This window comes from Aminobacter aganoensis, assembly GCF_014206975.1.
In the GTDB taxonomy this organism is placed as follows: Bacteria; Pseudomonadota; Alphaproteobacteria; order Rhizobiales; family Rhizobiaceae; genus Aminobacter; species Aminobacter aganoensis.
This window is the reverse complement of the sequence record NZ_JACHOU010000003.1, coordinates 320992-346201: the sequence shown is the minus strand read 5'-3', so window position 1 is coordinate 346201 and position 25210 is coordinate 320992. Positions and strand designations below refer to the sequence as shown.

The following is a 25210-nucleotide window of genomic DNA, read 5'->3' as shown; positions in this document are numbered from 1 at the left end:
AATTTGGCGGCAAATGCCAGCTATTTCGCAAGCCGGCTCCCGGCCGGGGTTCAGAGCCACTTGCGGCGTTTGAAAATCACCACCAGCGCGACGGCCACGAGGGCCATGAAGCCGAGCGCCGCCGGATAGCCATAGGCCGACTTGAGTTCCGGCATATGGTCGAAGTTCATGCCCCAGATGCCGGCAAGGAAGGTCAGCGGGATGAAGATCGCCGACACGATGGTCAGCACGCCGATGATCTCGTTGGTGCGCGCCTGCGACAACGACAATTGCATTTCGATCAGCCCGATCATGGTCTCGCGTTGCGACTCGACGGTTTCGGTGAGCCGGATCGCGTGGTCGAGCGTGTCGTTGAGGTAGACCTTGGTCTCGGCCGAGATGAAGGCCGCATCGGACCGGATGAGGGTCGTCAGGGCATCGCGCAGCGGCCAAAGCGTGCGCTTGAGCAGGTTGGTCGCCCGACGCAGGCCGTGCAGCTCGCCGATATGTTCCTTCGGCCGCGGCTGCGGCTGCGCGTTGAGCAGCTCGTTCTCGATCGCATCGACTTTGTCGCCGGTGGCATCGACGATCGGGAAGTAGCTGTCGACCACGGCATCGATCAGGGCATAGGCGAGATAGTCGGCCTTGCGATGGCGCAGCCGGCTTGGATTCGAGATGCGGATGCGCTGCCTGACAGGCTCGAACGGATCGCCCTCGCGCTCCTGGAAGGTGACGACGAAGTTCTCGCCGAAGAAGAATGAAATCTGCTCGTAGCGTGCGCTCTTGGCATCGTCGATCATCGAGAGCACGAAGAAGGCATGATCGTCGAAGAATTCGGCCTTCGGGCGCTGGCCGGCGTTGACCACATCCTCGAGCGCCAGCGTGTGCAGGCTGAAGATGTTGCCGATTTCCTCGATCAGCGCGATGTCGGCGAGGCCGACGCAGTCTAGCCAGATCAGCGGCCATTGCTCGCAAGCGGCTGCCACGTCGTCGAGGCTGGCGTTGTTGATGAATTCGCACGCGTCGGGCGAAATCAGCGTCAGGTTGAGGGCCGATTGCTTGGCGGACGGATCCGCGATCAACGTTCCGGGCGAGGCCCCCACGGGGGCCCGCCGCGCGTGTCGCGATGGACGTGTTGCTATTGTCTCAGCCTCTGCCATCGCGCTTCGCCTGCGGAATCATCTGGGACGATCCAATCGGAAACGGCGATTGCAAACAAGTGTCAGGCGGTGAAGACGCGCTTGGGCTTGAACATGCCCTGCTCGATGGCACCGATCGCCACCAGCCTGCCGCGCGCGGTGGCACAGGCCTCCTCCGCCTCGACGGGGGCGTCGCGGCCGCGCACGATGACCGGGTTGCCGAGCCTGATCTTGTTGGCGGCCTCGTCGGTCACCGCGACCTGCGGCAGACAGTCGAGGGCGGCGGCAGTGTCGACCACGAACTCATCGATGGCGGTGAAATCCCAGCTGCCCTCCTCGCCATCCGGCTGGCCGGCGGCGCGAGCGGCTTCCAGCTCGGCGATGGTGACGAAGTCCTCGGCGGTGAAGGGATCGACTTCGGTGCGGCGGAGCTCGGAGATATGGCCGAAGCAGCCGAGATCGCGGCCCATGTCGCGGGCGAGCGAGCGGACATAGGTGCCCTTGCCGCATTCGATTTCGAAGACGGTGCGGTCGGTGGAGTTTTCGACGATGTCGAGCCGGCCGATCTCGACCTCGCGCGCCGGGATGTCGACCGTCTCACCCTCGCGGGCGAGATCGTAGGCGCGCTCGCCGGCGATCTTGATCGCCGAAAACTGAGGCGGCGTCTGCATGATGACGCCGGTGTAGTTCGGCATGATGGCGCGGATCTCGTCCTCGGAAGGACGCTTGTCGGAACTCTTGGTCACCGGGCCTTCGAGGTCGTCGGTGGACCGCTCTTCGCCCCAGGAGACGGCAAAGCGGTAGACCTTGGCGCCGTCCATGACATAGGGCACGGTCTTGGTGGCCTCGCCCAGCGCGATCGGCAGCATGCCGGAGGCGAGCGGGTCAAGCGTGCCGGCATGGCCGGCCTTCTCGGCATTGAACAGCCACTTGATCTTGGAGACGGCCTCGGTCGAGCCCATGCCCACGGGTTTGTCCAGCACCAGCCAGCCGGAGACAGGCCGGCCTTTCTTCTTGCCGCGACGCGACATGTCAGTCTTCCTTGTCTTCTTCGCCGTCGAGGTCGCGCGCCACTTCGGGCGAGCGCAGCAGATTGTTGATCTTGGCGAAATTGTCGTAACTGGTGTCCAGCCGGAAGCGGAATTCCGGCATGTATTTCATCTGCTTGAGGGCGAATGAAACGCGGCCACGGATGAACTTGGCGTATTTATTGAGCGCCTCGATGACCGCGTCGGGATCCTTGGCGCCGATCGGCGACACGAAGGCGGTGGCGATCTTGAGGTCGGGCGACATGCGCACCTCGGTGATCGAAATGACAGTCGTCTCGATCACCGGATCGATGATCTCTCCGCGCGGGAGCATTTCGGACAGCGCATGGCGCACCTGCTCGCCGACGCGAAGCTGGCGCTGGGATGGGCCGGAACTCTGAAAACGCGACATGGTCCTGAAAATCCATATGTCGCAGGAGACGGAATGGGACCGCGCGTCCTGCTGCACGAAAACGGACGGCGGCCGAACGGCCACCGTCCAAACGACTGGGCAAATGCCGGAGGCCTAGAGCCTCCGGGTCACCATCTCCACGCGGAAGCACTCGATGACGTCGCCTGCGCGCATGTCTTCGTAGTTCTGGAAGGCCATGCCGCACTCCTGGCCGACCGGCACTTCGGAGACTTCGTCCTTGAAGCGCTTGAGCGTCTTGAGCGTGCCTTCGTGGATGACCACGTTCTCGCGGATCAGGCGGACGCCCGCACCGCGTTCGACCTTGCCTTCGGTGACGCGGCAACCCGCAACCTTGCCGGTCTTCGTGATGTTGAAGACTTCGAGGATCTCGGCATTGCCGATGAAGGTTTCGCGACGCTCCGGCGACAGCAGGCCCGACATCGCATCCTTAACGTCATCCACGAGGCTGTAGATGATGTTGTAGTAGCGGATCTCGATGCCCGACTGTTCAGCGGCGTGACGCGCCTGCGCGTTGGCGCGGACATTGAAGCCGATGATCGCCGCACCCGAGGTTTCGGCAAGCGTGACGTCGCTTTCGGTGATGGCGCCGGCGCCCGAATGGACGATGCGGGCGCGCACCTCGTCGGTGCCGAGCTTGTCGAGAGCCGCGATGATCGCTTCGACCGAACCCTGCACGTCACCCTTGATGATGAGCGGGAACTCCTTGAGGCCGGACGACTGCAGCTGCGACATCATCTGCTCGAGCGAGCCGCGCTGCGTGGCGTGCTTGGCGACAGCCTTGTCGCGCGCCAGGCGCTGGCGGTACTCGGTGATCTCGCGGGCGCGAGCCTCGTTGTTGACCACCGCGAAGCGGTCGCCGGCCAGAGGCGTGCCCTGGAGGCCGAGAATCTCGACCGGCATGGACGGCGGTGCTTCCTCGAGATGCGTGCCGCGGTCGTCCACCAGCGCACGGACGCGGCCCCACTGGTTGCCGGCGACGAGGATGTCGCCCGGCATCAGCGTACCGGTCTGGACCAGCACGGTCGCGACCGGACCACGGCCCTTGTCGAGCTTGGCCTCGATGACGACGCCCTCGGCCGTACGGTCGGGGTTGGCCTTGAGGTCGAGAACTTCGGCCTGCAGCAGGATCGCCTCGAGCAGCTTGTCGAGGTTGGTGCCGTTCTTGGCCGAAACCTCGACGTCGAGCACTTCACCGCCCATTGATTCCACGAACACCTCGTGGCGCAGCAGCTCGGTGCGGACCTTGTTGGCGTCCGCCGAAGGCTTGTCGATCTTGTTGATCGCCACGATGATCGGCACGCCGGCAGCCTTGGCATGGCTGATCGACTCGACCGTCTGCGGCATGACGCTGTCGTCGGCCGCAACCACCAGGATCGCAATGTCGGTCGCCTGCGCACCGCGGGCACGCATCGCCGTGAAGGCGGCGTGGCCGGGGGTGTCGATGAAGGTGATCTTCTGACCGTTCTTCTCGACCTGGTAGGCGCCGATGTGCTGGGTGATGCCGCCGGCTTCGCCCGACTGCACGTTGGCATTGCGGATGGCGTCGAGCAGCGAGGTCTTGCCGTGATCGACGTGGCCCATGATGGTGACGACCGGCGGACGCGAAATCAGCGTTGCGCTGTGGTCGGCGATGTCGAACAGGCCTTCCTCGATGTCGGACTCGGCAACGCGGCGAACCGTGTGGCCGAATTCGCCGGCCACCAGTTCAGCCGTATCGGCGTCGATGACGTCGCCCGGCTTCAGCATCTGGCCCTGCTTCATGAAGAACTTGACGACCTCGACGGCGCGCTCGGACATGCGCTGGGCCAGTTCCTGGATGGTGATCGTCTCAGGAAGAATGACCTCGCGCACGATCTTCTCGCGCGTCTCCTGGTGCATCGCACGCTTGAACTTCTCCTGGCGGCGACGCATCGCCGACAGCGAACGCGAACGCGCATCGCCATCCGCGGAAGACAACGCCGTGTTGAGCGTCAGCTTGCCGCGACGACGGTCGTCCTCGGTCTTGGTCTTGGCCGGGCGCGCGATCTCGGGGGTCGCAATGCGGCGGATCGGCGTTGCCGCGGCGACGCCGGGAACGACGCGGCCCTTCGGCTTGTCCTCGTCGGGCACGTTGGCTTCGAGAGCGGCGGCCGGCGCACGACGGCGCGCCTCGTCCTCGGCGCGACGGCGCGATTCAGCCTCGGTCTTGAGACGGGCTTCTTCCTCGGCCTGGCGGCGCGCGGATTCTTCGCGCTCCTTGCGGCGGCGCTCGTCTTCCTCGGCACGGCGACGTGCGTCTTCGGCAGCGCGCAGGCGATCTTCCTGCTCACGCGCGACGGAGCCCTCGAGCGCGCGGCGGCGTGCATCCATCTCGCTGCGCGACAATTCATTCAGCACCATGCCCGAACGCTCGGGCTGCGGCCGCGGCGTCTCGCGCACGACCGGCGCAGGCGCGGGCGCTGCGGCCACCGGAGCTGGAGCCACCGGAGCCGGGGCAACCGGAGCTGCCGACTGGGGCTTGGGCGCAAATACAGCTGCGGCCGGCGCAGGCTCGTGCTTGTCGCCGGGCATGGAGAACTTACGCTTCTTCGTCTCCACGACGACCTGCTTGGTGCGGCCGTGCGAGAAGTTCTGGCGTACGGTTCCCTGCTCCGAGCCCGGGCGCTTCAGCGTCAAGGTCTTCTTCGGAGTGACGCTCAACGTGTTGTCATCGCCCGATTTGCTATCGCTCATTCCATATCCTCTGCGGCATCATCGTCGTAGGCAATCGCCGCAATCATTGCCAGATCATCCGGGGATCCGCCCCGATATCGGTCAAGCGCAACCATGCGCTTTGCGACCGCCTTGCCCGCGTCTCCCGCGAGGACGGCAGCATGTATCACATTTGTTGCCCCCAATGCCAAACCCAATTCGGCTTCCGAAAAAAGTTTGTAGGCAGGCGTTGCAGGCCCGCCTATATGCACTGTGGCCTTGCGGGCCTGGGTGATCTTGCGGACGCCGTCCTCGGCGCCCTCATAGGCATGGAGTACCAGAAGGGCCTTGCCGGCGCGCACCGAGGAGTCGACCTTGGCGGAACCGAGAGCCACGAGCCCGGCCTTGCGGGCAAGCCCGAGCACGCCGAGCGCCGATTTCGCGAGCAGGCCGTCGACCATGGCGCCCAATTCGGGCGGCACGACGACCGGCTTCTTGAAGGCGCGGGCAAACGCGCCTTTGGCGGCGGCCTTGTCGATATGTAGGCGGTCGGCAGTCACCCAGCAACCACGGCCGGGCAGATTTCTCTTGAGGTCGGGAACGACGGCCGAATCCGGACCGACGACGAACCGGATCAGATCATCCGGTTCGGCGGTCTTGCGCGTGACGATGCAGGTGCGATCGTTCATCTCGTCCAAGGGATTCTCCGGCCCGCCTCACATCACTCACCGGCGACGTCGGCAGGCTCTTCCTCGGACGCAACTTCGTCCTCGGTGATCCAGCCGGCCATGCGACGGGCAGCAACGACCATCTGTTCGGCGTCGGTGCGCGAGACACCGAAGTCGGCAAGCACGCCGGGGAAGAACTTCGTCTCGCCGTCCTTGCGTTCCTTCCAGCCAACGAGATCGTCGGCGGCGTAGCCGGCGAAGTCCTCGATCGTCTTCACGCCGTCGTCGCCCAATGCCACCAGCATCGCGGTGGTGATGCCGGGGATTTCGCGCAGTTCGTCTTGCACGCCGAGCGTCTTGCGCTTCTCGTCGTGCTCGGCCTCGATCTTTTCGAGATATTCGCGGGCGCGGGTCTGGATCTCGGAAGCCGTGTCCTCGTCGAAACCGTCGATCGAGGCGATTTCGTCGGCATCGACATAGGCGACTTCCTCGACGCTGGTGAAGCCTTCGGAGGCGAGCACCTGGCCGACCATCTCGTCGACGTCGAGCGATTCCATGAACAGGGTCGAACGTTCGACGAATTCCTTCTGGCGGCGTTCCGATTCTTCCTGCTCGGTCAGGATGTCGATGTCCCAGCCGGTCAGTTGCGAGGCAAGGCGGACGTTCTGGCCGCGACGGCCGATGGCCAGCGACAGCTGGTCGTCGGGAACCACCACTTCGATGCGCTCTGCGTCCTCGTCGAGAACGACCTTGGCGACTTCGGCCGGCTGCAGGGCGTTGACGATGAACGAAGCTGCCGAGGGCGACCACGGAATGATGTCGATCTTTTCGCCCTGGAGCTCGCCGACGACTGCCTGGACGCGCGAACCGCGCATACCGACGCAGGCGCCGACCGGATCGATCGAGCTGTCACGCGAAATGACGGCGATCTTGGCGCGCGAACCGGGGTCGCGGGCAACCGACTTGATCTCGATGATGCCGTCGTAGATTTCCGGCACTTCCATGGTGAACAGCTTCGCCATGAACTGCGGATGGGTACGCGACAGGAAGATCTGCGGGCCGCGCTGCTCGCGGCGCACGTCGTAGACGTAGGCGCGGACGCGGTCGCCATACTTGTAGTTTTCGCGGGGGATCAGCTCGTCGCGGCGGATGATCGCCTCGCCACGGCCGAGATCGACGATGACGTTGCCATACTCGACGCGCTTGACGGTGCCGTTGACGATCTCGCCGATGCGGTCCTTGTATTCGTCGTACTGGCGGTCGCGCTCGGCTTCACGGACCTTCTGGACGATGACCTGCTTGGCCGACTGGGCGGCGATGCGGCCGAAATCCATCGGCGGCAGCTGTTCGGCGATGAAGTCGCCGAGCTGGGCGTCGGGGTTGCGCTCGCGTGCCGACGACAATGCGATCTGGGTGGCGTAGTCGTCGACCTTTTCGACCACTTCCATCAGGCGCTGCAGCTTCATCTCGCCCGTGTTCGGGTTGATGTCGGCGCGTATATTGGTCTCCTGACCGTAACGCGAGCGCGCGGCCTTCTGGATCGCATCGGCCATCGCAGCGATGACGATCGACTTGTCGATCGACTTTTCGCGGGCGACCGCATCGGCGATCTGCAGCAGTTCGAGCCTGTTGGCGCTTACAACCATTGTCTTTCTCCCCGAGCTTCCAGCCGGACCTGGCCCAGCCGCACGGCTCTATCAATCTTCCGTTTCGGTTTCTTCGTCTTCAGGCCCGTCTTCGGGCTCGCCACGACGCTTCCGTGCTTCCTTGCGCGCCTGATTGTCCTTGCTCAGGGCATCGCGAATGAGATCGTCGGTAAGGATCAGCCGGGCGTCCGAGATCGTCTCGAAAGGCACGCGCACGGTCGGCTCCTCGCCGTAGGCCGCCTGGTCACGCTGGATCAGGATGCCTTCGTCGTCCGCCTCGGCGATCTTGCCGCGGAAGCGCTTGCGGTCGGCAACCACGACCGAGGTTTCCATCTTCACGAGATGGCCAATCCAGGTCGAGAAATCCGACTTGCGCACCAGCGGCCGGTCGATGCCCGGCGACGACACTTCGAGATGATACGCCTTTTCGATCGGATCATCGACATCGAGGGCAGGCGAAACCGCGCGGCTCACCTCTTCGCAATCCTCGACGGTCATCGTTCCGTCGTCGCGCTCGGCCATGATCTGCAGCGTCAGCCCGTTCTGGCCGGACAGCCTGACACGGACGAGGCGGAAGCCGATCGCACGAAGGACGGGCTGAACGATCAGGGCGATGCGGGCGTCGATGCCGGTCTCGCGGATGATGCGGTCATCGCCTGTCTGTTCGACTGCGTTTTCGGTCATTGGTTCTCCAGACGGTCGGCAGGTAACAAAAAAGAGCGGGACCGGGTGGACCCACTCTTCGTCATACCGACCAAGAATTTGAGGCTGATATAGCCGAAGGCGGCGCGGCTTTCAAGTCCTGAGGCCGGCTGCGTCCAGGACCGGTGAATTAGCCGACCAATGCAGCGGATGCATGGCAAGCATGCGCAGATGCCCCTACCGCTTCCCTTTGCGTCACCTATATTTGTTGCGTTGCACAAGAAATGATGATGCAGCGCAAAAGAGGATAGAGAGATGAACACCCGCAAGCCCCTTGGCCGCATTGGCGTACTGGTCCGCACCTTTGGTAGCGCCGTCGCTGCCGCAGCAGCCGTCGAGCGCGGTCATCGCCCCACCAACCAGGATCTGGTGATGCTCGGCATCGATCCGCGCCACTTCGACCGCATCCGCAAATACTGATCAGGCACTCAGGGTAGAGAGCGCACACCGCTGGTCGCGTCATTGGCGTATGCCGAGACGCTGGGCAGTCGGACCGTGCTCCGGAGCGGCAGGTTGTCTTGACCGTCGCTCTGTCCCTGGAGAACCCGCCTCCCCTGCGAGGCACATGAAAAAGCCGAGGCCGGAAATCCGGGCCTCGGCTTTTTTCGTTTCAGAGGCGCTGCGATGTCAGTCTTCGCTTGCGCCGAGCTGGGCCAGCACCTTGCCGCGTCCGCGGGCGCGCAGGTAGAGCGGCAGCAGGACGGCCGTTGCCGCCAGCAGCAGCAGCACGATCGCGATCGGCGAATGCACCAGGATCATCGGGTCGCCCTGGCTGATGGCCAGGGCCCGCCGCAGTTGCTGCTCGGCCATCGGCCCCAGGATCAGGCCCACCACGACCGGCGCGATCGGATAGCCGAAGCGACGCAGGCCGTAGCCGAGCAGGCCGAACGCCAGCAGCATGCCCAACTCGAACGACATCGGCCAGCTGAACAGGCCGAAGACGTTGAGCTGGAACACGGCCGAGTTGGCGCCGATGGTGCCAAGGGTCGCAAACAGCAGGATGCCGGCATAGAGCCATGGCGTCGGGATGGTCAGAAGCTTGATCCACACGCCGATCAGCGGCAGGTTGAGCACCAGCAGCATCAGGTTGGCGACCAGCAGCGAGGCGATAAGGCCCCAGACGAGCTGCGGGTTGGTGGCAAACAGCAGCGGTCCGGGCTGCAGGCCGAACTGCTGGAAGCCGGCCAGCATGATCGCGGCCGTCGCCGTAGTCGGCAGGCCGAGCGTCAGCAACGGAACCAGCGTGCCGGCGGCAGAAGCGTTGTTGGCCGCTTCCGGACCCGCGACACCTTCGATGGCACCCTTGCCGAATTCCTCGGGCTTGGTGGTCAGGTTCTTTTCCACCGAATAAGACAGGAAGGTGCCGATTTCGGCGCCGCCGGCCGGCATCGCACCGATCGGGAAGCCGATCGCGGTGCCGCGCAGCCACGGTTTCCATGACCGGCGCCAGTCCTCGCGGGTCATCCAGACCGAGCCCTTGATCGCCTGGATGGTCGAATCGCCACCCTTGCTGGCAGCGACGCTGAGCGCTTCGCCGACGGCAAACAGCGCCACGGCAAGCGTCGTCACCTCGACGCCGTCGAGCAGGTCGGGGATGCCGAAGGCAAGGCGCGCCTGGCCGGTCTGGAGGTCGATGCCGATGAGGCCGAGCGCCAAGCCGATGAACAGCGCCGTCAGCCCGCGCAGCGTCGAATCGCCGAAGGCTGCCGAGACGGTCATGAAGGCCAGGATCATCAGCGCGAAATATTCGGCCGGGCCGAAGGACAGCGCCATCTTGACGACGGTCGGGGCGATGAAGGCGAGGCCGATGGTGGCGAGCAGGCCGGCAACGAAGGAGCCGATCGCCGCCGTCGCCAGTGCCGGGCCGCCACGCCCGTTGCGCGCCATCTTGTTGCCCTCCAGCGCGGTGACGATGGAGGCGCTTTCGCCCGGCGTGTTGAGCAGGATCGACGTCGTCGAGCCGCCATACATGCCGCCGTAATAGATGCCGGCGAACATGATCAGCGACCCGGCCGGATCGAGCTTGTAGGTGACAGGCAACAGCAGGGCGACGGTGAGCGCCGGGCCGATGCCAGGAAGAACGCCGACAGCGGTGCCGAGCGTGACGCCGATGAGCGCATAGAGCATGTTGATCGGCTCGAGAGCCGTCAGCAGTCCCTGCGCCAGCAGACCGAAGGTATCCATTTAGAGCCGCGCTCCCTTGTAAGTTTCGCTCAGAACACCAGGTGTTCGAGCGGGCCGGCGGGCAGCGAGAGCTGCAATCCCTTGGCGAAGATGACGTAGACGACAAAGGCCAGCACGATGCCAAGCGGGATCGTCTTCCACAGCGGGCCGCGTCCGAAGGCGCGCGCCGTCGCCGCGAAGAGCAGTCCAGTGGCGATCGAGAAGCCTGCCACCTTGAGCAGCAGCATCTGCGCGGCGAGACCGCCGATGATCCACAGGATCGGGCTGATCTCTTGTTTCTCGCGCTCGGGGAAGTCGCCGCGCAAGGCCTCGATGGCCGTCCAGATCGACAGGCCGAAGAAGGCGATGGCGATCACATAGGGGAACGTGGTCGGGCCGACGCGGGCATAGTTGGCGCCGGCGCCATGGCTGGCGGTGCTCCAGGCGATGACGGCAGCCACCGCGAAAAGGGCGGCGGCGATGGCAAGCGCCGCCCAATCGGGGCGGCGCTTTTCTTGTTGCTGGTTGTCCAGGCTCATTTCACCAGGCCGATGTCTTTCAGGATCGCGGCGGTGGACTCGGTGTCCTTCTTCAGCTGCGCTGCGAATTCGTCGCCGGCGAGATAGGTATTGGCCCAGCCCTTGTCGGCGAGGATCTTCGTCCACGAGGCCGAGGTGACCATCTTGTCGACGTCGGCTAGCACTGCTGCCTTCTGCTCGGCCGAGATGCCGGGAGCGGCGGCGACCATGCGCCAGTTCTGGATCGAGACGTCCACGCCGCCTTCCTTAAAGGTCGGTGCGTCGATGCCTTCGACCTTTGCATCCGAGGAGATGCCGATGATGCGCAATGTGCCGGCCTTGATCTGCTCGGCGAATTCGCCGTAGCCGGAAATGCCGACCGTCACCTGGCCGCCGAGAATGGCGGCAAGCGCCTCGCCACCGCCGGAATAGGCGATGTAGTTGACCTTGGTCGGATCGACGCCGACGGCCTTGGCAATCAGCCCGGCGGTGATGTGGTCGGTGCCGCCGGCCGAGCCGCCGCCCCAGGACACAGCACCCGGATCAGCCTTCAGCTTGGCGACGAGGCCAGCCATGTCCTTGATGTCGGAAGCGGCGGGAACGACGAGCGCCTCATACTCGCCGGTCAGGCGGGCAATCGGGGTGACCTGGTCGAGCGTGACCGGCGAAGCATTGGTCAGGATCGCGCCGACCATGACGTAGCCGCCGACGATGAGCTGTGCCGGATCGCCATTGGCCTGGTTGACGAACTGGGCGAGGCCGATGGTGCCGCCGGCGCCCGGAACGTTGTTGACCTGGACCGAGGCGGAGATCTTCTCGTCCTGGAGCGCGGTCTGCATCGAGCGCGCGGTCTGGTCCCAGCCGCCGCCCGGGGCCGCAGGTGCCATGATCTTGTAGTCGGCGGCCGCAGCCGGCAGGGCGATCGCGCCTGCGACGATGGTTGCCAATACGAACTGCTTCATTGCTGTTCCTCCCTTGCCCGCATGCGCGGTGCAGATGCTTTTCAGTTTCGAGGCCCGCGCCTGGGCAGCGTCTCGGATTTTCGGGGGAAGGAACCAGCCGGCCCAGGGGCCTGCCATCATAGCAGCGTTTCCCGGCCCCTCTGCTCGGCGAAAGCATCGCCGCCGGGTAGCCGTTAGCGGAAACGTGTTCGAAATCCTCCCGAACTTTCCGAGCCTCGCCGCCTCCAACGGTTGGGCCAAAACTTCCCTATCGCAGCAACCTGACATCAGACTGACACCGATGCAACAGCTTGGGAACATCGCCTAAATCAGGGGCTGCGCAGCGCCTCGTTCCAGCGCTCGATGACCCGCAAGCGCTTGACCTGGTCGAGATAGACCATCAGGCCCGGGCTGACCGGAACCGGGCGCAACTGCCCGCCGAGCACCTCCTGCATGCGGTTGGCGGTGTTCTCGCCCGAGACCTCCGGATTGACGGCCGCGATATGCAACTGCCGCGCCATCACCGTCTGGCCCTCGGCCGACATGAAATATTCGAGATAGCGGCGGCCGAGATCGGGAGACTTCGCCGCCGCCGGCACCAGGCCGATGCGCGACATCACCACCGTGTAGTCCTTGGGCAGGACGATGCCGACATCGGGGTTCCGCGCCGCCCAGTCGGCGGCATAGGAGCCGAGGATGTTGTAGCCGAGCACGAAACGTCCGTCGGCGATGCGCTCGAGGATGGCGCCGCTGGTCGAATAGAGCTTCACGCCGGCCGAACCCATGGTGCGGATCACCGTCCAGATGTCGGGATACTGCTCCTGGTCGCGCGCCATGAACATGAAGCCGACGCCGGAGCGCTCGATGTCGTAGGTGGCGATCCGGCCGTAGAACTTGTCGCCCTGGGTCTTGAGGAAATCGACGAACTGGCCGCGCGTCGCCGGCGGCGGCGCATCCTTGAAGCTCGGCTTGTGATAGACGAAGACCGCCGGCTCGAAGGTCAGCGCATAGGCGGTGTCGCGCCAGTTGGCCCAGCGCGGCCAGCGGTCCGACAGCGGCAGCCGGCTTTCCTGGGCATAGCCGTCATTGGCGAGCTTGACCTGGAGGTCCATGGCCGAGGAAAAGGCGATGTCGGCGGTGCCCTTGCCCTCGTCGGTCTCGGCGACGACGCGGTCGTAGATGTCGACGGTCTGCAAATCCTCGTAGCGGACGGCGACGCCCGGGTTCGCCTTCTGGAAGCCTTCGATCATCGGCCTGGCCAATGGCGCGTCGAGCGATGAGTAGACGACCAGCGTACGGGCATCCGCGGCGCCGTTGAGCGCCGGAAAGACGGTGACTTCGGCCCAGGCGGGCGATGAAAGGCAGGCAAGAACGGTGAGTATGGCCAGGCGCATGATCGCCGGACCATGCAACAGGCACGCGCCCGGCACAACGGCGAAGCGCCATCGAGGCGCATGACGGGCTCTGGACCTTTGCCTGGCGAATGGGCATCGTCCGATCGGGGCGGGCAAGGAGAATTCGGGTGCGCATTCTGGTGGTCGAGGATAATACGACGCTGGCCGGGGGGCTGGCGGCGGTGCTCAAGGGCAGCGGCTATGCCGTCGATGTCGTCGGCGACGGCGCTTCCGCCGTGGCGGTGCTCGCCACCGAGCGCTTCGACCTCGTCATCCTCGACCTCAACCTGCCGGAGATGGACGGGCTCGACGTGCTGCGCACCATGCGCGGGCGCCAGCACGATGCGGCGGTGCTGATCCTGTCGGCGCGTCATTCGCTCGACGAGCGGGTCAAGGGCCTCGACCTCGGCGCCGACGACTACATGGTCAAGCCGTTCGATGTCGGCGAGCTGGAGGCACGGGTGCGCACGCTGTTGCGCCGCCGCGCCGGGCTCAAGGCATCGACGGTGTCGTTCGGCGAGGTGACGCTGGACCTCACCACCCGCAGCTTCTCGTCGCACGGCGCTGCCATCGACATCCCGGCACGGGAACTGGCGCTGCTCGAAACGCTGTTCATGCGCGCCGGCAAGGTGGTCGCCAAGCAGGCGATCATCGAATCGCTCGCCGGCTTCGACGAGGACCTCAGCGCCAACGCCATCGAGCAATATGTCAGCCGCCTGCGCAAGCGATTGGCGCCCTACGGGCTGACCGTGCGCACCGCTCGCGGCATCGGCTACTACCTCGAAAAGCTGCCCAGCCCCTGATGGCCCGGACCAAGACCTATTCGCTGCGCCGCCGGCTTCTGCTGTGGCTCCTGGTGCCGCTCGTCGCGCTCGGCCTCGTCGCCCTGGCCGACACCTACAACGAGGCGGTCGACACCGCCAATGCCGTCTCCGACCGCGTGCTGGCCGGCTCGGCGCTGGCGATCGCCGAGCGGGTGGTGGTGGCCGAAGACGGCGCGCTGGAGGTCGACATCCCCTATGTCGCGCTGGAGATGCTGACCTCGGCGGCACAGGACCGCGTCTTCTACCGCGTCGACGGCCCCGACGGCTTCATCACCGGCTACCAGACGCTGCCCCTCATCGAGGGGCTGGAGCAGGAGGAAAGCGGCTATACCGACGCCAGCTTCCGCGGCGAGCCGATCCGGCTGACCTCGCTGTCCCGCGCCGCCTCGACGGGCGCGAGTTCGATCCCCTTCGTCGTCACCGTGGCCGAGACGACGATCGCCCGCACCCATCTTGCGCAGACCATCCTGCTGCGCTCGGCACTCCGGCTCGCCATCCTGATCGGCAGCGCGGCGGCCATCGTCTGGCTCGCCGTCACCTTCTCGCTCGGGCCGCTCTACCGGCTGCGCGACGCCATCGCCGAGCGCAACCCCGACGATCTCCACCCGATCGAACAATCGGTGCCCAAGGAGGTGCGCGGCCTGGTCGACACGGTCAATTCCTTCATGGGCCGGCTCGGCTCGGCGCTCGGCGCGATGCGCCACTTCACCGGCAATGCCAGCCACCAGCTGCGCACGCCGCTGACCATCATCCGCACGCAGCTTGCGCTCGCGTCACGCGCCCATTCGCTGGAGGAAGCCCGGCAGGCGGCGCGCATCGGCGATGAGGCTGTCGCGCATGCCGAACGCGTCATCGCCCAGTTGCTGCTGCTCGCCAAGGTCGACGAAGCCGCATCGGACCGGCTGAAGAACCTCGGAGCGGTCGACCTCACCGCGCTTGCCCGACAGCTGACCTCCGACCGTGTCACCCAGGCCCATGCGGCCGGCATCGACCTGGGTTTCGAAGGCGAGCATGCGCTGTTGGTGCGCGGCGAACCGATGCTGCTCAGCGAAATGATCCGCAACCTGATCGAGAACGTGCTCGCTTATGCCGGCCAAGGCTCGGAAGCGACGGTCAAGGTGCTCGAGCAAGGCACCGACGTGCTGCTCGAGGTCGAGGACACCGGTCCGGGCATTCCGGCGTCGGAACTGGAGAGCGTGCGCCAGCGCTTCGTGCGCGGGCGCGAGGGCGACAAGCCCGGTGCCGGCCTCGGCTTGCCGATCGTCGAGGAGATCGCCTCACTGTTCGGCGGCCAGCTCGCGCTCTCCACCGGCGCGGACGGGCGCGGGCTCAGGGTGCGGGTGGTGTTTGGGAAGGCCCCCGAAGCTTAGGAGCCCGACAGGGGCGCTCGTCATCCCGGAAACCGGAGCGAAGCGCAGGTTATCCGGGACCCATTGATTTGCACGGCCGGGGTCTGGGCTTGCGGACGCGTCCATGAAGGCCACGAAGCGAGGACCCGGCCGCGCTTCACGATGAACCAGTCAATGGGTCCCGGCTCTCGCTCCGCTCGGCCGGGATGACGTCGTCGCGCTCCGGCCAACACCCCTCATCCGCCCCTTCGGGGGCACCTTCTCCCACAAGGGAGAAGGACGAACTGCGGCCTAAACCCTGGCGAAAGTCAGATACGCCGGCGTCCGGTTTTCGCGGATCGCCTTGGCCTCGTAGCGGGTGCGGGTCCAGCCTTCGTAGGGCGTGTGCCAGTCGGCGGCATCGGCTGCCTGCCACTCGAAGGCAGGATGGGCGCGGCAGTGCTGCAGCGTCCAGTTGACGTAGGTGTCGATGTCGGAGGCAAAGCGGAACTTCGCGCCGCTCTTCAGCACGCGGGCGAAGCGGTCAAGGTTGACCGGGCTGACGAACCGGCGCTTCCAATGCCGCTTCTTGCGCCACGGGTCGGGATACAGCAGGTCGATGCCGGCGAGCGACGCCTCCGGCAGCCAATCGAGCAGCTGCGTCGCGTCCTCGTCGTACAGGCGGATGTTGGCAAGCGGCTTGTCGACGAGGGCGGTGGTCATCTTGGCCATGCCGTTGACGAAGGGTTCGATGCCGATGAAGCCGTCGTCGGCATTGTTCGCCGCGATATGGCGAAGATGCTCGCCGCCGCCGAAGCCGATCTCCAGCCTGACCTTCGAGACCGGCGCCGCAAACAGCGTGCGCAGGTCCTCTGGGGCCGGGGTCTTGATGTCGATGCCCAGGCGGGCAAGCCCGTTTTCAAGCGCGAGCGCCTGATGCGGGCGGACAGGCTTGCCGCGCCGCCGCCCGAAGAAGGCTTCCGTCGTGCGGCTGCGGCGCGGTTCCTGTTCCATCTAACTTACAGTCGCCTCAGGCGGCGACTGCTTCCTTGCTGGCGACGGCGTCCTTGATCGCCTTGACCAGGTCGGTCTTCTCCCAGGAGAAGGAACCGTCGCGACCAGCCTTGCGGCCGAAATGGCCATAGGACGAGGTCTTGGCATAGATCGGCTTGTTGAGGTCGAGATGGCGACGGATTCCCGACGGCGACAGGTCCATGACCTGGCGCAGCGCGTCTTCGAGCACCGCCTCGTCAACCTTGCCGGTGCCGTGCAGGTCGACATAGACCGACAGCGGCTGGGCAACGCCGATGGCGTAGGACAGCTGGATCGTGCAGCGGTCGGCAAGCCGGGCGGCAACGACGTTCTTGGCGAGGTAGCGCGCGGCATAGGCTGCCGAACGGTCGACCTTGGTGGTGTCCTTGCCGGAGAAGGCACCGCCGCCATGCGGGGCTGCGCCGCCATAGGTGTCGACGATGATCTTGCGGCCGGTCAGGCCGGCGTCGCCGTCGGGACCGCCGATGACGAACTTGCCGGTCGGGTTGATGTACCAGTTGCAGTCATTGGCAATCTCGAGATCGCCAAGGGCTTCGCGGATGTAGGGCTCGACGACCTTGCGGACCTTGCCCGAATCCCAGCTGCCGTCGAGGTGCTGGGTCGAAAGCACGATCTGCGTGACTTCGTGGGCCTTACCGTCCTGGTAGCGGACGGTGACCTGGCTCTTGGCGTCGGGGCCGAGCTTGCCGGCGTCGCCCTTGTTCTCGTGGCGGGCCGAAGCCAGCAGTTCGAGGATCTTGTGGCTGTAGTAGATCGGAGCCGGCATCAGGTCCGGCGTCTCGCGGCAGGCATAACCGAACATGATGCCCTGGTCGCCCGCGCCTTCTTCGCCCTGGCGATCGGCGGCGTTGTCGACGCCCTGGCCGATGTCCGGCGACTGGCCGTGCAGCAGCACGTCGATCTTGGCGGTCTTCCAGTGGAAGCCGGCCTGCTCGTAGCCGATCGCGCGGATGGCCTTGCGGGCCACCGACTTGAACTTCGACGGATTGACGACCGGATGACCGGCGGCGTCCTTCACGATCTGGCCGTTCTTGTCCTTCTTCAGCAGCGTGTCGGGCACGCGAACTTCGCCGGCGATCACGACGCGGTTGGTGGTTGCCAGCGTTTCACAGGCAACGCGGACCTTCCACGGATCCATGCCGGTCTTCTTGGCCTCACGGTAGACGAGATCGACGATCTCATCGGAAATACGGTCGCACACCTTGTCGGGGTGACCTTCGGATACGGATTCGGATGTGAAAAGATAATTCTGCCGCGACACGGGATGTCCCCTCTTGGAAAGCGATCGGCGCTATGCCGATCAGTTTGGCGCGTCACGTGTTAGCGAAGCCTGCCGGAACTCGTCAAGCAGGCTTTCGTCGCGGAAGGCTGGTTATTGCAAGGGCGTGGCGCCGGCGCACCGCCGCCGCTCTCGCGCATCGTTCGAGAATCGGAACCGATTTCCGGACGCACGATGCGCAGTTCAGGCATCTGGAGCGCCCTTTGTGCGCCCTTGCGGACGCACGACGCTCCCCGGCATCACTGCTCTTCGTCGTCGGCCAGCACCTTGGCCAGTTCGATGACCTTGCGCCGCACCTTGGGGTTCGAGATCCGGGCAAAGGCGCGGTTGAGCTGCAGGCCTTCGGCGCTCGAAAGAAAATCGACCACGAAGCTGGTGGAAGAGTCCTCGGCAAGCCCCTTGTGCTCGCCGCCATCGGCACCTGGAGCGTCTTCGAAGAAGAATGCGACCGGCACACTGAGGATCGAAGCGATGGCCTGAAGGCGACTCGCTCCAACGCGATTGGTTCCCTTTTCGTACTTTTGAATCTGCTGGAATGTAATTCCGAGACTTTCTCCGAGCTTCTCTTGGCTCATTCCCAGCATGTTGCGTCGCAGGCGAATTCGTCCGCCGACGTATACGTCGGTCGGGTTCGGTTTTTTCTTGTTCTCTTTTTCCACTGTCTTTCCTCGCCGGATTTTTCCAGCTTATTATTTGGGCAGATAGCCCCTTCAGGGCAATTTATAGCGTCCTGGCATGGACGCCGATTGGCACAGCCTGAAGCCGCGCGGTGGCATATGAGTTTCTAACAATAGCAGTGTCAATTCGCCCTGAGCCTCTGTCTGAGCTTCAAGCCACTTGCCGCAACGGCAATAAGGAACATGATCAGGAAACCGTTAACGCGCGAAAACGGCGGCGAGGCAGCGCCGGAGGCGGCCACCGGAAGCGAGACATCGATGGTGCCGCGAACATTCATCGCAAGTGCATCCACAACTCGCCCGCTCGGGTCGACAATGCCGGAAATTCCTGTGTTGGCCGCGCGCAGGACCGGCAACCCGTTTTCGACCGCGCGGACCTGCGACTGCCGGAAATGCTGATAAGGACCCGGAGTGTCGCCAAACCACGCGTCGTTGGTGACATTCACCATAATCTGAGTTGACGCCGCGTCAACTGCAACGAGTGCGGGAAAGATTATTTCATAACAGATGAAGGCTGAGGCCTTGATGCCGCCCGGCAATGTGAACGGCCTCCGGTCCGTGCCGGCGACAAAATTCATCGGGCCGGCGACCAGCTGTGTCAGGCCGACACGCTCCATCAGCCCGGCGAAGGGGATGTATTCACCGAACGGGACCAGATGGACCTTGTCGACAGCGTCAACGATCTCGCCCTTGTCGTTGATGCTGACGACGGAGTTGTAGTAGCGCGTGGCCTCGCCGCCTCCCGACTGGCCCTCGTCGCGGACGATGCCGGCCATCAGCATCTGGCCCTCGGACAGCATCTCGCCGATCGCCACCAGCGCATCCGGCCGCTCGGTGAACAGGAACGGCACCGACGTTTCGGGCCAGATGATCAAGTCCGGCTTCGGCGCACCCCGCTTCGGCGCCTCGGCCGACTGCTGCAGCATGCCGGCAAAGATGCGGTCGCGGACACGCCCGTCCCATTTCTCGCTGAGATCGATGTTCGGCTGGACGATGCGGACGTTGATCGTTCGTTCCGGCTTCGCTGCCGGCGCTGCCAGCCTGAGATAGCCATAGGCGGCGTGGGCTGCGACGAGCATCACGGCCAGCGCGGCACCGAGCTTGAGATTACGCCGGTCGGCCAGCAGCGCCGGCATGGCGAAGACGAAGACCGCCAGCACGTTCATGCCGACGACACCGACGATGGCGACGCTCTGCATCAGCAGCGGCACCGGCATTGCGGCAAAACCGAGCGGGTTCCAGGGAAAGCCGGTGAACAGGAAGGTGCGCAGCCATTCGCTCAGGCCGAAGGCGAAGGCCAGTGCGGCAATGCGGCCGATGCCGTCGCTCCACAGCAGCCGCGCCAAGGCGGCTGCGAAACCGTGGAAGAAGGCGAGGATCAGCGGAATGCCGACGACCGCCAGGGGCAGCGCCCAGGCAAAACTGTCGGCCTCGACCAGCAGCGCGCCACCGACCCACCACAGCCCCGCCAGGAAATAGCCGAAGCCGAACCACCAGCCGGTCGCGAAAGCCGGTTTGAGCCGCCGCAGGAGGCCCGCCGGCCTGTCGGCGACGGCGCCGTCGATGAGCCAGACCAGGATCGGGAAGGAAACGAAGCAGGCGGCGAAGAAATCGTAGGGCGCCTGGCCCAGAACTGCCAGGGCGCCGGCCAGGAAGGCCATCAGCGCCCTTTTCCATCCCCACAGCAGAATTATCCGCCCAGCAAGGCGCGCCATCCTGTCCCCTCGTCCAAGAATCACGGATCGAAGGTGTAGCAGCACCGCGTGGCGGCACCAAATGGCGGGCCGCCGAACGTCAGGCTCACGCCTGTTCCGCCTTGGCGCGGCGGCGGCGCTCGCTCTTGACGCTGTGGACGATGCGGACCCGCTTGACGCGGCGCGGGTCGGCGTCGAGCACGTGGAACTCGAAGCCCGGGATCGCCTGCACCACCTCGCCGCGGGCCGGCACGCGGCCGAGCGCATTGAAGATCATGCCGCCGATGGTGTCGACATATTCGCTGTGCTCGCCGGCCGAGAACTCCTCGCCGAGGACCTTGGCGACCTCCTCGATCTCGGCCTTGCCGTCGACGACGTAGACGCCATCGCCGGCCTGGGTGATCATCGGCTCGTCGTCGTCATGCTCGTCCTCGATGTCGCCGACGACCATCTCGACGATGTCTTCGAGCGAGACCAGCCCGTCGGTGCCGCCATATTCGTCGATGACCAGCGCCATCTGGGTGCGCGTCGCCTGCATGCGGGTCATCAGGTCCGAGGCAAGCATCGACGGCGGCACGAACAGCACGGTGCGGACGAGGTTGAGATCGCCGATGCTGCGCTTGAGGTCCACCTGGGCAAGGTCGAGCTGAGCGTCCGCGGCCTGCGCCTTGCGCGACCGGCCCTTCTTGACGCGGGCGCCGCGGGTGATGTGGGCCAGCACGTCGCGGATGTGGACCATGCCGCGCGGATCGTCGAGGGTCTCGACATAGACGGGCATGCGCGAGTGGCCGGACTGCTCGAAAACCGAGAGCAATTCGCCGAGCGTGGTGGACAGCTCGATCGCCTCGATGTCGGCACGCGGCACCATGACGTCCTCGACCCGCACTTCGCGCAGGCGGAGGATGTTGTTGAGCATGGCGCGTTCGCCGGGCGAAAACGAATCGGCGTCGCTGCCCGTTTCGGCCAGCGCGTCGACGATTTCCTCACGGATATTGGTGCCGTTGCTGCGGTGCCGGAAAAGCCTGGTCAGCCGCTCGATGAAGGATGGCCGCTCGGCCTGCGTGTCGTGCGTCGTTGTTAACGGCGCACTGGTACTAGGTCCGTCCTCGGTCTGGTCGGAGGCCCTTGCCGCGGTTCCCGGTTCGGGCGTGGCGGCAGTCTCTATTTTGTCGTTCATCTTCTTCCGGTCGATTGCTCGTCCCTGTTACGCGTAGGGATCGGGAATGGCAAGCCTCGCCAGCGCCCGGCGTTCCAGCGCTTCCATCTCCTCGGCCTCCTCGTCGGTCTCGTGATCATACCCCAAAAGATGCAGGAGTCCGTGGATTATGAGGTGGGTGATATGGTTTTCGAGCGGCTTGCCTTCAAGCTCGGCTTCGCGCGCCACCGTCTCCCAGGCCAACACGATGTCGCCGAGCATCGGCGGCAGCGGATCGCCGGGCGTCACCGGAAAGGCCGGAAACGACAGCACGTTGGTTGGCTTGTCCTTGTCGCGCCATTCGGCGTTGAGCTTGCGGATCGCCGCGTCGTCGGTGAAGACGAGGCTCAGTTCGACGCCTTCGGCGGCTTCAACCTCGGCTTCCTGGAAAGCCGCAGGCACGGCGCGGTCAACCAGCGCCCGAAGTGCGGCCTCGCTCGGCCAGGCGCCCTCCTCGACCATCAGGTCGATGTCGAGACCGCCCACAGTGCCTGTGGGCGGCGGTAAATCCTTGTCAGGCATTGCCAAATTCGTTCCCGGTCAACCCTCGGTGCCAAGGCCGCGCGCGACTTTGCCGTCACGGTCGTAGGCCCTGACGATCTCGGCGACGAGCGGATGGCGGACCACGTCGGTGTCGTTGAAGCGCACCGTCACCGCACCCGGCACGCCGTCGAGGATGCGCAGCGCCTCGACCAGGCCCGACTTGGTGTTGGGCGGCAGGTCGATCTGGGTCGGATCGCCGGTGATGATCATGCGCGAGCCCTCGCCGAGACGCGTCAGGAACATCTTCATCTGCATCGAGGTGGTGTTCTGCGCCTCGTCGAGGATGACGGCCGAATGAGCCAGCGTGCGGCCGCGCATGAAGGCAAGCGGCGCGATCTCGATGACCTCGGCGGCAATGGCGCGCTCGACCTTGTCGGCCGGCATCATGTCGTAGAGGGCGTCGTAGAGCGGGCGGAGATAGGGATCGACCTTCTCCTTCATGTCGCCGGGCAGGAAGCCAAGGCGTTCGCCCGCCTCGACCGCCGGCCGCGACAGGATGATGCGCTCGACCATGCCGCGCTCGAGCAGCATGGCGGCGTGCGCCACCGCGAGATAGGTCTTGCCGGTGCCGGCCGGGCCGATGCCGAATACCAGTTCGGCGCGCTCCAGCGCCCGCATGTAGGCGTCCTGGTTGAGCGAGCGGGCATAGATGGTGCGCTTGCGCGTCGAGATCTGGGCGGCGGCCATCTTGCCCTTGCGCTCCAGCGTCGGCAGCGTCAGCTGGTCGTCGGGGGCGACCGCCATGCGGACGGCGCCGTCTACGTCGGACTGGGCCAATTCGCCGCCTTTCTGCAGGATGGCATAGAGATGATCGAGCGCCCGGCGTGCCTGCTCGGCGGCGGTGGCGCTGCCCTTGATGGTCAGCTGGTTGCCGCGCGAACGGATGTCGACGCCGAGTTTCTGTTCGAGACGGGCCAGGTTCTCGTCGAACTGGCCGTAAAGCGCACTGGCTAGCTTGTTGTTGTCGAAGGTCAGTACGATGTGCGCCATGTCAGACGCCCCGGAGGGCAGGTTCTTGAGTTCAGCAGCGCTCAACCGTCTCTCCTCATCTGCCGTACGGCCGATCAGACCGCTTCGGCGAACAGGCTGTTGGTACCTGTCTTCGTGATTCGCACATCAACAATGTCACCGATTTCGCCGGCCTTTTCATCAACAATAACCGGTTGTAACCAGGGTGATCGTCCGACGATCTGGCCGGCCTGGCGACCTGGCTTCTCGATCAGCGTCGAGATGGTCTGCCCGACCAGCCCGTCGGCGAAGGCACGCTGCTGCTCGGTGATCAGCCGCTGCAGCCGCTGCAGGCGCTCGTCCTTGACCTTTTCCTCGACATGGCCGCCCATATCGGCGCCCGGCGTGCCGGGACGCGGCGAATATTTGAACGTATAGGCCGAGGCGTAATTGGTGGCTCGCACGATCTCCATCGTAGCCTCGAAATCGGCATCCGTCTCGCCCGGAAATCCGACGATGAAATCGCCCGACATGGCGATGTCGGGACGGGCAGTGCGGATGCGCTCGACCAGCCTGAGATAGTCCGCTGCCGTGTGCCTGCGGTTCATCGCCTTGAGGATGCGGTCCGAGCCCGACTGCACCGGCAGGTGCAGGTAGGGCATGAGGGCCGCAAGGTCGCGATGGGCGGCGATCAGCTCGTCGTCCATGTCGCGCGGATGGCTGGTGGTGTAGCGCAGCCGGGCAATGCCGGGAATCTCGGCAAGGCGGTACAGCAGGCGGCCCAGGCCCCATTCCGTGCCGTCGGCGCCCTCGCCATGCCAGGCGTTGACGTTCTGGCCGAGCAAAGTGACCTCGCGCACGCCGGCCTCGGCCAGCCTTTCGGCCTCGGTGACGATCTGGGCGACCGAACGCGATACTTCCGAGCCCCTGGTATAGGGCACCACGCAGAAGGTGCAGAACTTGTCGCAGCCTTCCTGCACCGTCAGGAACGCGGTGACGCCGCGCCTGGCGACTTCGGCCTTCCTCGGCTGCGGCAGGTGCTCGAACTTGTCTTCGAGCGAATATTCTGTCTCGACCACCTTCTGGCCGCCGCGCGCCTTCCTCACCACCTCGGGCAGGCGGTGATAGGTCTGCGGTCCGACGACAAGGTCGACCGCCGAAGCGCGGCGCAGGATCTCGCGGCCCTCGGCCTGGGCAACGCAGCCGGTGACGCCGACGATCATCTCGCGCCCGGCCTCGGCCCGTTCGGCCTTGAGCTGGCGCAGGCGGCCAAGCTCGGAATAAACCTTCTCGGCAGCCTTCTCCCTGATATGGCAGGTGTTGAGCAGCACCAGGTCGGCGTCCTCGATGGTTTCGGTCGCCGAATAGCCATCCGCTGCGAGCGCATCGTTCATGCGCTGCGAGTCGTAGACGTTCATCTGGCAGCCATAGGTCTTGATGAAGACCTTGCGGTCGGCGCCGGCCGTTGCGGCGGCAGAGGCCGCCGGCATGATTTCGGAGATATCGTCGAGTTCCATGCGGCGCCTATTAGCGCCTTTCCACGGCAAAAAACAGACGCCTTGCGCCTACCGCGCCGGATGCGGCTCGGCCAGCGACTGCAGCATCATCGTGCGCACCCGCTCCTCCATCAGCCGCGTCGCTTCCTTGCGGCTCGATTTGGCCGAGAAGTCGATCGGCTCGCCGAAACGGATCTCGACGTCGAGCCCGCCTTCGGCGAGCAGCTGGCCGACATGCGGCACCAGGTCCATGTCGCCGATCCAGCTGGCGATCGGCCGGTGCTGGCGGCCCATCGGCAGGCCATGGATGCGGGTATAGGCGATCGACACCGGCTGGATGACGACATGCTCGGCAGCCCCCTCGGCGATTGCCATCGAGGCCGCGCCGAACAGCGTGCTCTTGAACGGCAGAAGCAGGTTGCCGTCGCCGGTGCTGCCTTCGGCGAACAGCACCATGGCGTTGCCGGCGGCAAGGCGCCGGGCGATCTCGCTCGCCTGGTCGCCCGACTTGCGCTTGCGCTCGCGCTCGATGAACACGGTGCGCTGCAGCCGCGACAGGAAACCGAAGACCGGCCAACCGTTCAATTCCGACTTGGCGATGAAGGTGACGTCGACCAGCGAGCCGAGCGCCATGATGTCGGTCCACGAGACATGGTTGGACGCGATCATCAGCGGTCGGGTTTCGACCATCTTGCCGACGATGCGGACGCGCATGCCGAGCGCCCGCAGCATGGCGCGATGCCAGATCTTGAGGATGAAGGTTTCCGGCCACAGGCCGGTCTTCATCGAGATGACCTGCAGCGGCACCAGCACCAGCGAGGCCGCCACCATCCAGAAGAGCGCAAGCCCCGTGCGGATCTTTCCGATCATGTAGCCCTCAACGCCCCCGAAC

General features: G+C 65.2%; 23 protein-coding genes. 3 read left to right on the top strand and 20 right to left on the bottom strand.

What is annotated here, in order from left to right:
* Positions 1 to 50 precede the first annotated feature (50 nt).
* From corA to rimP, 7 genes are all read right to left on the bottom strand, one after another.
* Positions 51 to 1139, bottom strand: coding sequence for a magnesium/cobalt transporter CorA (gene corA / locus GGR00_RS09275; RefSeq protein ID WP_055980830.1), 1089 nt, complete (start codon positions 1137 to 1139; stop codon positions 51 to 53).
* Between the two features lie 62 nt (positions 1140 to 1201).
* Entirely contained in the window at positions 1202 to 2149 is a 948-nt protein-coding gene (gene truB / locus GGR00_RS09270; protein WP_184699287.1) for a tRNA pseudouridine(55) synthase TruB, read from the bottom strand.
* A 1-nt stretch (position 2150) separates the two neighbouring features.
* Complete coding sequence (rbfA, locus tag GGR00_RS09265) at positions 2151 to 2558, bottom strand: 30S ribosome-binding factor RbfA (protein ID WP_184699286.1); 408 nt, start codon at positions 2556 to 2558, stop codon at positions 2151 to 2153.
* Positions 2559 to 2672: 114 nt separating this feature from the next.
* Complete coding sequence (infB, locus tag GGR00_RS09260) at positions 2673 to 5291, bottom strand: translation initiation factor IF-2 (protein ID WP_055980839.1); 2619 nt, start codon at positions 5289 to 5291, stop codon at positions 2673 to 2675.
* Complete coding sequence (locus GGR00_RS09255) at positions 5288 to 5938, bottom strand: RNA-binding protein (RefSeq protein ID WP_055981041.1); 651 nt, start codon at positions 5936 to 5938, stop codon at positions 5288 to 5290. Before GGR00_RS09255 ends, infB begins: the two co-directional genes overlap by 4 nt.
* Positions 5939 to 5970: 32 nt before the next feature.
* The gene (gene nusA, locus GGR00_RS09250) at positions 5971 to 7563 is read right to left on the bottom strand and encodes a transcription termination factor NusA (protein WP_055980841.1); all 1593 of its coding nucleotides are present in this window, start codon (positions 7561 to 7563) and stop codon (positions 5971 to 5973) included.
* A 51-nt stretch (positions 7564 to 7614) separates the two neighbouring features.
* On the bottom strand, positions 7615 to 8247 hold the full coding sequence (gene rimP / locus GGR00_RS09245) for a ribosome maturation factor RimP (protein WP_055980844.1): 633 nt from the start codon (positions 8245 to 8247) through the stop codon (positions 7615 to 7617).
* A 273-nt stretch (positions 8248 to 8520) separates the two neighbouring features.
* Between rimP and GGR00_RS09240 the strand changes: the two genes are divergently transcribed.
* On the top strand, positions 8521 to 8685 hold the full coding sequence (locus GGR00_RS09240; protein WP_184117403.1) for a hypothetical protein: 165 nt from the start codon (positions 8521 to 8523) through the stop codon (positions 8683 to 8685).
* Positions 8686 to 8892: 207 nt separating this feature from the next.
* On the opposite strand, the gene GGR00_RS09235 is transcribed toward GGR00_RS09240, so the two are convergent.
* The 4 genes from GGR00_RS09235 to GGR00_RS09220 all read right to left on the bottom strand — a co-directional run bounded on the left by GGR00_RS09235 (position 8893) and on the right by GGR00_RS09220 (position 13281).
* Positions 8893 to 10449 (bottom strand): tripartite tricarboxylate transporter permease, encoded by a 1557-nt coding sequence (locus GGR00_RS09235; RefSeq protein ID WP_055980847.1) that lies wholly within the window; start codon positions 10447 to 10449, stop codon positions 8893 to 8895.
* A gap of 29 nt (positions 10450 to 10478) precedes the next feature.
* Positions 10479 to 10967, bottom strand: a complete 489-nt coding sequence (locus tag GGR00_RS09230; protein ID WP_055980850.1) for a tripartite tricarboxylate transporter TctB family protein — start codon at positions 10965 to 10967, stop codon at positions 10479 to 10481.
* A complete protein-coding gene (locus GGR00_RS09225) occupies positions 10964 to 11908 on the bottom strand; it encodes a Bug family tripartite tricarboxylate transporter substrate binding protein (RefSeq protein WP_184699285.1) in 945 nt (314 codons plus the stop codon). Before GGR00_RS09225 ends, GGR00_RS09230 begins: the two co-directional genes overlap by 4 nt.
* Positions 11909 to 12216: 308 nt before the next feature.
* Positions 12217 to 13281 carry an ABC transporter substrate-binding protein gene (locus GGR00_RS09220; RefSeq protein WP_184699284.1) on the bottom strand — a complete coding sequence of 355 codons (1065 nt, stop codon included), beginning with the start codon at positions 13279 to 13281 and terminating at the stop codon, positions 12217 to 12219.
* 128 nt (positions 13282 to 13409) lie between these two features.
* Between GGR00_RS09220 and GGR00_RS09215 the strand changes: the two genes are divergently transcribed.
* Together GGR00_RS09215 and GGR00_RS09210 are read left to right on the top strand one after the other, a co-directional pair.
* Positions 13410 to 14084 (top strand): response regulator, encoded by a 675-nt coding sequence (locus GGR00_RS09215; RefSeq protein ID WP_184699283.1) that lies wholly within the window; start codon positions 13410 to 13412, stop codon positions 14082 to 14084.
* Complete coding sequence (locus tag GGR00_RS09210) at positions 14084 to 15475, top strand: sensor histidine kinase (RefSeq protein WP_184699282.1); 1392 nt, start codon at positions 14084 to 14086, stop codon at positions 15473 to 15475. The genes GGR00_RS09215 and GGR00_RS09210 overlap by 1 nt, the downstream gene beginning before the upstream one ends.
* Before the next feature lie 270 nt (positions 15476 to 15745).
* Here the strand turns inward: GGR00_RS09210 and trmB are convergent, their stop codons facing one another.
* From trmB to olsA, 9 genes are all read right to left on the bottom strand, one after another.
* Positions 15746 to 16447 carry a tRNA (guanine(46)-N(7))-methyltransferase TrmB gene (gene trmB / locus GGR00_RS09205; protein ID WP_184699281.1) on the bottom strand — a complete coding sequence of 234 codons (702 nt, stop codon included), beginning with the start codon at positions 16445 to 16447 and terminating at the stop codon, positions 15746 to 15748.
* 16 nt (positions 16448 to 16463) lie between these two features.
* Complete coding sequence (metK, locus tag GGR00_RS09200; RefSeq protein WP_055980866.1) at positions 16464 to 17747, bottom strand: methionine adenosyltransferase; 1284 nt, start codon at positions 17745 to 17747, stop codon at positions 16464 to 16466.
* Between the two features lie 257 nt (positions 17748 to 18004).
* Positions 18005 to 18424 (bottom strand): helix-turn-helix domain-containing protein, encoded by a 420-nt coding sequence (locus GGR00_RS09195; RefSeq protein WP_055980869.1) that lies wholly within the window; start codon positions 18422 to 18424, stop codon positions 18005 to 18007.
* A gap of 140 nt (positions 18425 to 18564) precedes the next feature.
* Positions 18565 to 20157, bottom strand: a complete 1593-nt coding sequence (gene lnt / locus GGR00_RS09190; protein WP_184699280.1) for an apolipoprotein N-acyltransferase — start codon at positions 20155 to 20157, stop codon at positions 18565 to 18567.
* An 85-nt stretch (positions 20158 to 20242) separates the two neighbouring features.
* Positions 20243 to 21313 carry a hemolysin family protein gene (locus GGR00_RS09185; RefSeq protein WP_184699279.1) on the bottom strand — a complete coding sequence of 357 codons (1071 nt, stop codon included), beginning with the start codon at positions 21311 to 21313 and terminating at the stop codon, positions 20243 to 20245.
* A 27-nt stretch (positions 21314 to 21340) separates the two neighbouring features.
* A complete protein-coding gene (ybeY, locus tag GGR00_RS09180; RefSeq protein WP_184699278.1) occupies positions 21341 to 21853 on the bottom strand; it encodes an rRNA maturation RNase YbeY in 513 nt (170 codons plus the stop codon).
* 18 nt (positions 21854 to 21871) lie between these two features.
* Positions 21872 to 22864, bottom strand: a complete 993-nt coding sequence (locus GGR00_RS09175) for a PhoH family protein (protein ID WP_377863445.1) — start codon at positions 22862 to 22864, stop codon at positions 21872 to 21874.
* Positions 22865 to 22938: 74 nt separating this feature from the next.
* Positions 22939 to 24339, bottom strand: coding sequence for a tRNA (N6-isopentenyl adenosine(37)-C2)-methylthiotransferase MiaB (gene miaB, locus GGR00_RS09170; protein WP_184699277.1), 1401 nt, complete (start codon positions 24337 to 24339; stop codon positions 22939 to 22941).
* 48 nt (positions 24340 to 24387) lie between these two features.
* Positions 24388 to 25188 (bottom strand): lyso-ornithine lipid O-acyltransferase, encoded by an 801-nt coding sequence (gene olsA, locus GGR00_RS09165; RefSeq protein WP_184699276.1) that lies wholly within the window; start codon positions 25186 to 25188, stop codon positions 24388 to 24390.
* Between the last annotated feature and the right edge of the window lie 22 nt (positions 25189 to 25210).

Coding starts and splice junctions, on each gene's coding strand:
- corA (WP_055980830.1), bottom strand. CDS start 1,139: ATGGCAGAGGCTGAGACAATAGCAACACGTCCATCGCGACACGCGCGG.
- truB (WP_184699287.1), bottom strand. CDS start 2,149: ATGTCGCGTCGCGGCAAGAAGAAAGGCCGGCCTGTCTCCGGCTGGCTG.
- rbfA (WP_184699286.1), bottom strand. CDS start 2,558: ATGTCGCGTTTTCAGAGTTCCGGCCCATCCCAGCGCCAGCTTCGCGTC.
- infB (WP_055980839.1), bottom strand. CDS start 5,291: ATGAGCGATAGCAAATCGGGCGATGACAACACGTTGAGCGTCACTCCG.
- GGR00_RS09255 (WP_055981041.1), bottom strand. CDS start 5,938: ATGAACGATCGCACCTGCATCGTCACGCGCAAGACCGCCGAACCGGAT.
- nusA (WP_055980841.1), bottom strand. CDS start 7,563: ATGGTTGTAAGCGCCAACAGGCTCGAACTGCTGCAGATCGCCGATGCG.
- rimP (WP_055980844.1), bottom strand. CDS start 8,247: ATGACCGAAAACGCAGTCGAACAGACAGGCGATGACCGCATCATCCGC.
- GGR00_RS09240 (WP_184117403.1), top strand. CDS start 8,521: ATGAACACCCGCAAGCCCCTTGGCCGCATTGGCGTACTGGTCCGCACC.
- GGR00_RS09235 (WP_055980847.1), bottom strand. CDS start 10,449: ATGGATACCTTCGGTCTGCTGGCGCAGGGACTGCTGACGGCTCTCGAG.
- GGR00_RS09230 (WP_055980850.1), bottom strand. CDS start 10,967: ATGAGCCTGGACAACCAGCAACAAGAAAAGCGCCGCCCCGATTGGGCG.
- GGR00_RS09225 (WP_184699285.1), bottom strand. CDS start 11,908: ATGAAGCAGTTCGTATTGGCAACCATCGTCGCAGGCGCGATCGCCCTG.
- GGR00_RS09220 (WP_184699284.1), bottom strand. CDS start 13,281: ATGCGCCTGGCCATACTCACCGTTCTTGCCTGCCTTTCATCGCCCGCC.
- GGR00_RS09210 (WP_184699282.1), top strand. CDS start 14,084: ATGGCCCGGACCAAGACCTATTCGCTGCGCCGCCGGCTTCTGCTGTGG.
- trmB (WP_184699281.1), bottom strand. CDS start 16,447: ATGGAACAGGAACCGCGCCGCAGCCGCACGACGGAAGCCTTCTTCGGG.
- lnt (WP_184699280.1), bottom strand. CDS start 20,157: ATGGCGCGCCTTGCTGGGCGGATAATTCTGCTGTGGGGATGGAAAAGG.
- GGR00_RS09185 (WP_184699279.1), bottom strand. CDS start 21,313: ATGAACGACAAAATAGAGACTGCCGCCACGCCCGAACCGGGAACCGCG.
- ybeY (WP_184699278.1), bottom strand. CDS start 21,853: ATGCCTGACAAGGATTTACCGCCGCCCACAGGCACTGTGGGCGGTCTC.
- GGR00_RS09175 (WP_377863445.1), bottom strand. CDS start 22,864: ATGGCGCACATCGTACTGACCTTCGACAACAACAAGCTAGCCAGTGCG.
- miaB (WP_184699277.1), bottom strand. CDS start 24,339: ATGGAACTCGACGATATCTCCGAAATCATGCCGGCGGCCTCTGCCGCC.
- olsA (WP_184699276.1), bottom strand. CDS start 25,188: ATGATCGGAAAGATCCGCACGGGGCTTGCGCTCTTCTGGATGGTGGCG.